Below are 8,690 nucleotides of genomic sequence, written 5' to 3' on the forward strand. Positions count from 1 at the left end.
TTATTACGCCAGATGATATTACCAATTTCGTACCTGTAACCACAGCAAAAGATTCGGATTTATATGTTACGCAGTTTGATAATGCAGTAGCCGAAAGTGCAGGTTTGTTAAAAATGGACTTCTTAGGTTTAAAAACCTTAACACTAATAAAAGATACAGTTAAGCTCGTAAAATACAAACGAAATATCGATTTAGATCCCGATACCTTTCCAATTGACGATAAAAAAACATACGAATTATTCCAACGTGGTGAAACGGTAGGTATTTTTCAATACGAATCGCCAGGAATGCAAAAGTATTTGAAAGATTTAAAGCCAACGGTTTTTGGAGATTTAATTGCGATGAATGCATTATATCGACCAGGTCCGTTAGAATATATTCCTTCTTTCGTTCGAAGAAAAAATGGTTTAGAACCCATTGCATATGATTTAGATGCTTGTGAAGAATATTTAGCAGAAACCTACGGAATTACAGTTTACCAGGAGCAAGTAATGCTTTTATCCCAATCTTTAGCTGGATTTACAAAGGGTGATGCCGACGTACTTCGTAAAGCAATGGGTAAAAAAGACAAGCCGGTCTTGGATAAAATGAAGCCTAAATTCATCGCACAAGCAGAAGAAAAAGGACACGACGCTAAAATATTAGAGAAAATTTGGAAAGACTGGGAAGCGTTTGCGAGTTATGCATTCAACAAATCGCACTCTACTTGTTATGCTTGGATTGCTTATCAAACAGCCTATTTAAAAGCACATTATCCTGCAGAATATATGGCGGCGGTGCTTTCAAACAATATGAACGATATCAAATCGGTTTCCTTTTTTATGGAAGAATGCAAGCGAATGGGCTTAGAAGTTTTAGGTCCAGATGTCAATGAATCGTTTTACAAGTTTACGGTAAATGATAATAATGCTATCCGATTCGGAATGGGAGCAATTAAAGGCGTTGGAGAAAATGCCGTAAAAACGATAGTTGAAGTGCGAAAAGAAGGTCGTTTTAAGTCAATTTTCGATTTAGCAAAACGAATTGATTTGCGTGCAGCTAATAAAAAGGCATTTGAAAATTTAGCCTTAGCAGGCGGTTTTGATGAGTTTGGCGATACGCATCGGGCTCAGTATTTTCATACTGATGGCGATAATAGTTCCTTTTTGGAAAAAGCAATGCGTTTTGGTGCAAAGTTTCAAGAAAACGAAAATTCTTCTCAAGTGAGTTTGTTTGGTGATGCATCCGATGTGCAAATTGCCGAACCAATTGTGCCGCCTTGTGAAGAATGGAATACCTTAGAAAAGTTATCTCGTGAAAAAGAAGTTGTAGGAATTTATATTTCTGGTCATCCATTGGACGATTATAAATTTGAAATGAAATATTTCTGCAATACCAAGTTGCAAGCATTACATAATTTAGAGCCTTTAGTTGGTAAAAATTTATCATTTGGAGGAATTGTATCCAATGTGCAACATCGTACCACGCAACAAAATAAAGGTTGGGCAACGTTTAATATTGAAGGGTACGAAGAAAGTTTTGAATTCCGAATTTTTAATGAAGAATATTTGAAATTCCGCCATTATTTGGTTGCAAATCAGTTTGTATTCATTAAAATTTTCGTGAAAGAAGGCTGGACAAATAAAGATACCGGAAAAAAATCAGAGCCAAGAATTAATTTTACACATCTTCAGAGTTTACAAGATGTTTTGCCAGATTTTGCAAAAAAATTAACCATTCAATTGCCAGTTGAAGAATTAAAAGAGCAACTTATTTCCAACTTAAAAACTCTTTTTTCTAATTATCAAGGCGATTATAACGTTACTTTCGAAGTGTTAGAATTAGAGAAAGTGAAACGGTTTGTGAAACGAGAAATGGAGATAAATGATGAAATTTCAGACGAAATTATTATAGAATCAGACGATGAGGTAGAAAATTTGACGGAAACTATAGTAGAAAATCAGATGGAAGAAATTGAAGAAACGATTGTTAAGAATAAACTTGAAATGCCAAGTAGAAAATTAAAAATTAGTATTTCAAAAGAATTATTAGATGCTTTAGAAAAAATGCAAATTAATTTTAAATTGAATTAAAATATTTGTGAAATTTATTTTATAATTTGTAATTTACTTAACATATTTTGTACTAAATAATGCTCAAATTTGCCATTTAACCCCAAATTCTTATGAAAAAAACACTATTTATTTTGCTGTCTTTTACAGGAATCAGCTTTGCCCAAATTGCTGAAACTTCTGACGCAATATCGCCATTATTAATTGGAGAAAAAATTCCAAAACAAAATTTAATTTCTGTTGATAATCAGTTGGTTTCAACTTCAGAAATATTTAATAAAAAAACAGTTTTAATACTTTATCGAGGTGGTTGGTGTCCGTATTGTAACGCCCAACTTATGGATATGCAAGAAATTGAAAGTCAAATTATTGAATTGGGCTACCAAATTGTAGCGATAAGTCCAGATTCGCCAAAGTTTTTAAAAGAAACTACAACAGAAGATAAATTAAATTATCAATTGTTTTCTGATAGTGACGGAGCGTTTTCTCAGGCGTTAGGGGTTGCTTTTAAAAGGGAAAAACCAAAATTAGAAAAATATTCTGAAGGTAAAAACCCAGGTTTTCTTCCTGTTCCAACCGTTTATGTTCTTAATGAAAATGGAGAAATTGAATTTATGTATATTAATCCAAATTACACCAAAAGATTAAAAGGCGATTTGTTGCTCGCAGTGTTAAAAAACTTATAAATTGATTTTTCTAATTCTCAAATAGGTAAAAGAAATCATAATTTTTTTCATAGCTTAAATATATTTTCTACTTTCGCAGTGTAATAATTACAGTATAAAAAAAATAAATATAAAAATATGGCATTAGCAATTACAGACGCTACTTTTGAGGAAGTAGTATTAAAATCAGACAAACCAGTAGTAGTAGATTTTTGGGCAGCTTGGTGTGGACCTTGTAGAATGGTTGGACCAGTTATTGATGAGGTAGCTACAGAATATGAAGGAAAAGCAGTTGTTGGTAAAGTAGATGTTGATGCAAATCAAGAATTTGCTGCAAAATACGGCGTAAGAAATATTCCAACTGTATTAGTGTTTCAAAATGGAGAAGTAGTTGGAAGACAAGTAGGAGTAGCTCCAAAAAAAACCTATACAGACGCAATCGACGCATTACTATAAGTAATAGAATAAATTAATTATTTAAGGTTCAACGGAAGTTGAGCCTTTTTTTTAACAAATAACTTTCATACAGAATTTAAAATCTTTTCTTATATTTACGATATGAATTTAGAATCGCAACTCGAAAAAATATCCCAATTCAAGAATTTAGAACTTTTGGCTAATCAAATAGTTGAAGGTTTTATTTCGGGTATGCATAAAAGTCCGTTTCACGGGTTTTCTGCCGAATTTGCCGAACATAAAATTTATAATCAAGGTGAAAGCACCAAACACATAGATTGGAAGTTATTTGCCAAAACGGATAGGTTATACACTAAAAAGTTTGAAGAAGAAACCAATTTACGATGTCATTTAATTATCGATAATTCATCATCTATGCATTATCCAAAATTAAAAAACAATCAAAATTTTTCTGAAAGTAAAATTGGATTTTCTGTTTTAGCCGCGGCTGTATTGATGAATTTATTAAAAAAACAACGCGATGCAGTCGGGGTATCTATATATTCTGATACGTATGAATATTATGCTTCAGAAAAAGGTAGTGAACGCCATCATAGAATGATTTTAAATCAGTTTGAAAATCTACTAAACTTCCCAAAAGAATCCAAAAAAACCGATACTATCACCTTTCTTCATCAAATTGCTGAAAAAGTCCATCGTCGTTCGATGATTATTTTATTTACAGATATGCTTATTGAAGGGGAAAATGAAAAATTATTTAATGCCTTACAACATTTGAAGCACAACAAACATAAAGTAGTTTTGTTTCATATTTTTGATAAAAAAACAGAGTTGAATTTTAATTTTGACAATACCCCAAGAAAGTTCATTGATATGGAAACAGGTGAGGAAGTTAACTTGTTTGCCGAAAATATGAAAGAAAGTTACGAAAAAGTAGTAAATACTTATTTTGAAAACATAGCTAATACCTGCGCTTCCTATAAAATTAAATATGTTCCAGTTTCAGTGGATGAAAATTTCGAAAAAATACTAACAACATATTTAGTTGAAAAACAGAAGTTTGGATAAGTAATGGATGTTATTTCGGATTTTTTTTATTAAAATATTTGCAAGTTACAAAAACTGTAGTATATTTGCACTCGCATTACAGCAACGGTTTGGTAGTTCAGTTGGTTAGAATACCTGCCTGTCACGCAGGGGGTCGCGGGTTCGAGTCCCGTCCAGACCGCAAAATTTGGGAAGCATTCTAAGAAATTAGAATGCTTTTTTGCCCAAAAATCTTGAGTCTTCAAGAGAAACGTAGTTGTGTTGTTTCGTTCACCTTGGTGGACAAAGGTTTAGTAGTTAGACCGATGAAAAGCTTTCCACTTTTGTGGATGGCTTTTTTGATTTATAGCACCTTCATTATTTTAAGTATTATAAGCTGTAATACTTAGGTTTTTTACATTTTGTCTAATTTGTTCTACATAAAATATTGTTTTATTAGATAATTTACTTATATTTAGCCACTTAGAATATAAAATTAATTATTTAAATATATAAAATGAAGAAAAAATTACTTGTATTATTAGTTCTTTTGAGTGTTGCTATTAACTTTGTAAGCGCTCAATGTTTGCCACCATCAAATGTTTTTGTGTCAAATATTACGACCAATTCCGCTACGGTTTCTTGGGTGCCAAATGCCACGACAACAACTTCAGATTACAACATTCAGTTATTTATGAACGGAACTGTTGCTGGAAATTTTGCAGTTCAAACTAGTCCTTTTGTCTTAACAGGTTTACCTTGTGGAACGACGTGTACGGCTCAAATTATTTCGGTTTGTTCACCTAACGTGATTAGCCCGCCAAGTGTTTTAGTTACTTTTACAACAATGTCTTGTCCACCACAGTTTGGTCAACCTCAAAGTATGACGGCTTGTGTAACAAACGGATTAGGATGCTTTAATTTATCGAGTAACACACAAAATATTTTAGCAAATCAACCTGCAAATTTATATACGGTATCTTATCATTCTTCTCAAGCAGATGCTGTCTCGGGTAATAATCCTCTGGTAAGCCCATATTGTGTGAATTTAGGAAGTCATACTGTTTTTTCAAGAGTTACAGCAATTTCTTCTGGAAATATGATGCAAGTTAGTGGTTTTACTTTAAATGCTGTTGATTTTCAAGTTATGCCAGCCTTAAACCCTATGGTGCAATGTGATGATAATAACGATCAACAAGTAGTTTTTGACTTAACAGCTTCACAAGCAGTAATTAACAGTAATAATACGTTAGTATATTATCCAACCTTAACTGCCGCACAAAACCAAGTAAATCCCATAACGCCAGCTACTAACTTTGTAGTTCCTGTTTCAGCATTGAGTAGTACTATTTTTATTAGAGAAATTATTGCAGATGCATGTGATAAAATATATCCAAGAACTGTTTTTGCACAGTCTAATTGCAATTTAGCTTCTTCTTGTGCAAATGCTAATTTATTATGTAATTCTTTAGGTGTCCCTTTTACAAATACTATTAGTTTACCCAGCACAGGAGCTTCAGGATGTTTAAATACTACTCCAAATCCAAACTGGTTTTATATACCAATCAGCGCACCTGGAACTATAAATTTAGTAATCACGCAAGGAAATAACGCACCTAGTTATAATAATCAAGATGTAGATTATATTATTTATGGTCCGTTTACAAGTGGTACACCAAGTTGTAACTTAATAGGACCAAATAATATTGTAAGTTGTAGTTATTCAGTTTCTGCTACTGAAAATGCTGTAATTCCAAATGCACAAGCAGGACAATATTACCTATTGATGGTTACTAATTTCTCCAATCAAAATGGATTTATTACTATTAATCATACTAATAGTACAACACCCACTGCAGGAGTAATTAATTGTACTGGTTTTACATTTAATGCATTTTTAGATGCAAATAATAACGGGACAAAAGATACTGGAGAAGTAAATTTTCCTTTAGGAAAGTTTACACATGAGAAAAATGACAATGGCGTGATTCATAATGTAATTGCTCCATCAGGATCATTTAGTATTTACGATATGGTGGCCACAAATTCTTATGACGTCGCTTTTGTTGTAAACCCAACGTATGCAACTATGTATAATGTAAATCCTTCTCAGTTTTTAAATTTAACATCAACAGGGACAGGAATGACAACTTATAACTTTCCAGTAACAACGCTACAAACTTATAACGATTTAGGAGTTACAGTTGTGCCATTTAATGCGCCAAGACCCGGATTTAATTATATAAACCGAATTGTATACGCGAATTTAGGAAATCAAACTATTCCTTCTGGAACTATAACTTATACAAAACCTAATGCTGTTTCAATTGTGTCAACTAATCCAGCAACTATTAGTACTGCAACAGGATTTACTTATAACTTCACTAACTTATTACCTTTTGAAGTTAGAACAATTAACGTTATTATGTTAGTTCCTACTATCCCAACTGTAAATGCGAATGATTATCTTGTAAGTCAAGCTTCTATAGTACCAACTACTGGTGATGTGGTTCTTGAAAACAATAGTAATACATTGACTCAAATGGTAGTAAATGCTTACGATCCAAATGATAAAATGGAAGCGCGTGGACCTAAAATATTACATTCTAGTTTCACTTCTAATGATTATTTATACTACACAATCCGTTTTGAAAACACAGGTAACGCTAGTGCTATTAATGTAAGAATCAACGATGTTTTAAATAGCGAATTAGATGAAAGTACTTTGTCTATGATTAGCTCAAGTCATTCTTATGAATTAGATAGAGTAAATAAGGAATTAAACTGGAGATTTAACAATATTCAATTGCCAGTTTCGGTTGCCAATTCTACTATTGGAAAAGGATATGTAACTTTTAAAATCAAACCAAAAGCAGGTTATGCAGTTGGCGATATTATTCCAAATGTGGCATCTATCTATTTTGACTACAACCCAGCTATTATAACAAATACGTTTACGACTGAATTTGTGGCGCTATTAGAATCAGAATCTTTCGAAACCAATGAGTTTATGGTATATCCAAACCCAACGAATTCAATATTGAATATTCAATCTAAAAATAATCAAACTATTTCTGAAGTAAATGTTTACGATTTATTAGGTAAAAAACTTACCAACAAAAAAGTAACAGTTTCTACTACAGAAATTGATTTAACAAATTATACTCCAGGATTATACGTATTAGAAGTTATTTCAGCAGATAATCAAAAAAGTATTCATAAGATTGTAAAAAAATAATCTTTATAAAATAAGAAAAAATCCCGAATGCGTTCGGGATTTTTTTATGTCTAATTATAAGGAATTTTATGTGTTAAAATAAAAACAGAGAAAATCAATAAAAGATATTCTATAATATTGTATTTTTGAAAATCTAAATAGTTGAAAATCAAAATGAATAAAGTAATTGCTTTTTTTCTAATATTTTTATTACAATCGTGTCAGTTTTTCGATAAGAAAGTGCCAGATGAAAACGTATTATTAGAACAAGAACTCAAAAAAATAAATTGGAAACAAGTAGATGAATTTCCTTCATTTACAGCTTGCGATTCTTTATCTGATACGTACAGTAAACAAAGTTGTTTTTATGAAACCTTGTCATATCAATTACATTCTAAATTGAAAGATGATAGTATTGCTAAATTGTTTCCGCAATTAGATACCATTCAAGTAAAAGTAATTATTTCTTCAAATTCGGATGTAAATTTTGAAGCTATTATTTCGGATTCTATTGCCTATAATAAAGTGCAATTAGATAGCATTTTTCAATTGCGATTAACTGATTTTCCGAAAATTAATCCAGCTATAAAAAGAGGTGTTCCTGTAAAATCTGAATTTCAACTTCCCGTTATTTTAAATAAAGAAGACTAATTTTTAATTAAACGTTTTCGGTTTAAAAATCAACACAAAATAACTCCCAATTAGTACTGGTAAAACTACATTTGCCAGCCACATAAAAGTACTGATAAACAAAACCACGTAGTCATCAATGTGTAATTTATTGAAAAACCAAATCGCCACACTTCCTTTTACTACAAAATCTAAAAATTGAAAAGACGGTAACGAACTGGCAATAAAATATACCGCAGTTATTGTAGCCATTAACGTAAAATATTCAATTTTCACACCAAACAACACAAACAAAAAATAATATTGATGCGAAAAGGTTATATATCTTGCAACAGCTAACACTATGTTTTTTCGATGTGTTCTTTTAGGTATTTCACCAATTTTTTCTAAAAATAATTTTATTGAATAGCCTTTTATATTTGCGTTTTTTGTCAAAAACATAAAAACACCAATGAAAAAAACACTGGTTATAAGTACTGTAAAGTAAAACGAATAGCCCAAATATAAAAGACCGATTAACCCGAATAAAACAGCAATAATTAATTGAATTCCATTACAAATTACGTTTAAAAACAAAATTCGTTTGGTTTCGTTTTTTGGAAAATAAAGCGCTTTTCCAGCATATTCACCAATTCCGTTTGGAGTAAATAGTCCTGCAGTTACACCAGCTAAAACTTGTTTTGT

General features: G+C 31.4%; 7 protein-coding genes and 1 tRNA gene. 7 read left to right on the top strand and 1 reads right to left on the bottom strand.

The window, feature by feature from the left end; all coding sequences use genetic code 11:
- From dnaE to ACIQ11_RS06660, 7 genes are all read left to right on the top strand, one after another.
- The coding region (dnaE, locus tag ACIQ11_RS06630; protein ID WP_396153903.1) for a DNA polymerase III subunit alpha at positions 1 to 2,072 on the top strand (2,072 nt) is incomplete at its 5' end.
- Positions 2,073 to 2,164: 92 nt separating this feature from the next.
- Entirely contained in the window at positions 2,165 to 2,737 is a 573-nt protein-coding gene (locus ACIQ11_RS06635; RefSeq protein WP_396153904.1) for a peroxiredoxin family protein, read from the top strand.
- A 117-nt stretch (positions 2,738 to 2,854) separates the two neighbouring features.
- Positions 2,855 to 3,172, top strand: coding sequence for a thioredoxin (gene trxA / locus ACIQ11_RS06640; RefSeq protein ID WP_166125498.1), 318 nt, complete (start codon positions 2,855 to 2,857; stop codon positions 3,170 to 3,172).
- A gap of 102 nt (positions 3,173 to 3,274) precedes the next feature.
- Positions 3,275 to 4,201 (top strand): DUF58 domain-containing protein, encoded by a 927-nt coding sequence (locus ACIQ11_RS06645; protein WP_396153905.1) that lies wholly within the window; start codon positions 3,275 to 3,277, stop codon positions 4,199 to 4,201.
- Between the two features lie 86 nt (positions 4,202 to 4,287).
- Positions 4,288 to 4,361: transfer RNA gene (locus ACIQ11_RS06650), tRNA-Asp, on the top strand.
- 315 nt (positions 4,362 to 4,676) lie between these two features.
- Entirely contained in the window at positions 4,677 to 7,397 is a 2,721-nt protein-coding gene (locus ACIQ11_RS06655; RefSeq protein WP_396153906.1) for a T9SS type A sorting domain-containing protein, read from the top strand.
- 153 nt (positions 7,398 to 7,550) lie between these two features.
- Positions 7,551 to 8,027, top strand: a complete 477-nt coding sequence (locus ACIQ11_RS06660; protein WP_353077421.1) for a hypothetical protein — start codon at positions 7,551 to 7,553, stop codon at positions 8,025 to 8,027.
- Between the two features lie 3 nt (positions 8,028 to 8,030).
- Here the strand turns inward: ACIQ11_RS06660 and ACIQ11_RS06665 are convergent.
- Positions 8,031 to 8,690 (bottom strand): hypothetical protein (locus tag ACIQ11_RS06665; RefSeq protein WP_396153907.1); only part of this gene is annotated, 660 nt, incomplete at its 5' end.

Origin of the sequence: Flavobacterium sp., assembly GCF_044361065.1 — a bacterium.
Taxonomy (GTDB): domain Bacteria; phylum Bacteroidota; class Bacteroidia; order Flavobacteriales; family Flavobacteriaceae; genus Flavobacterium.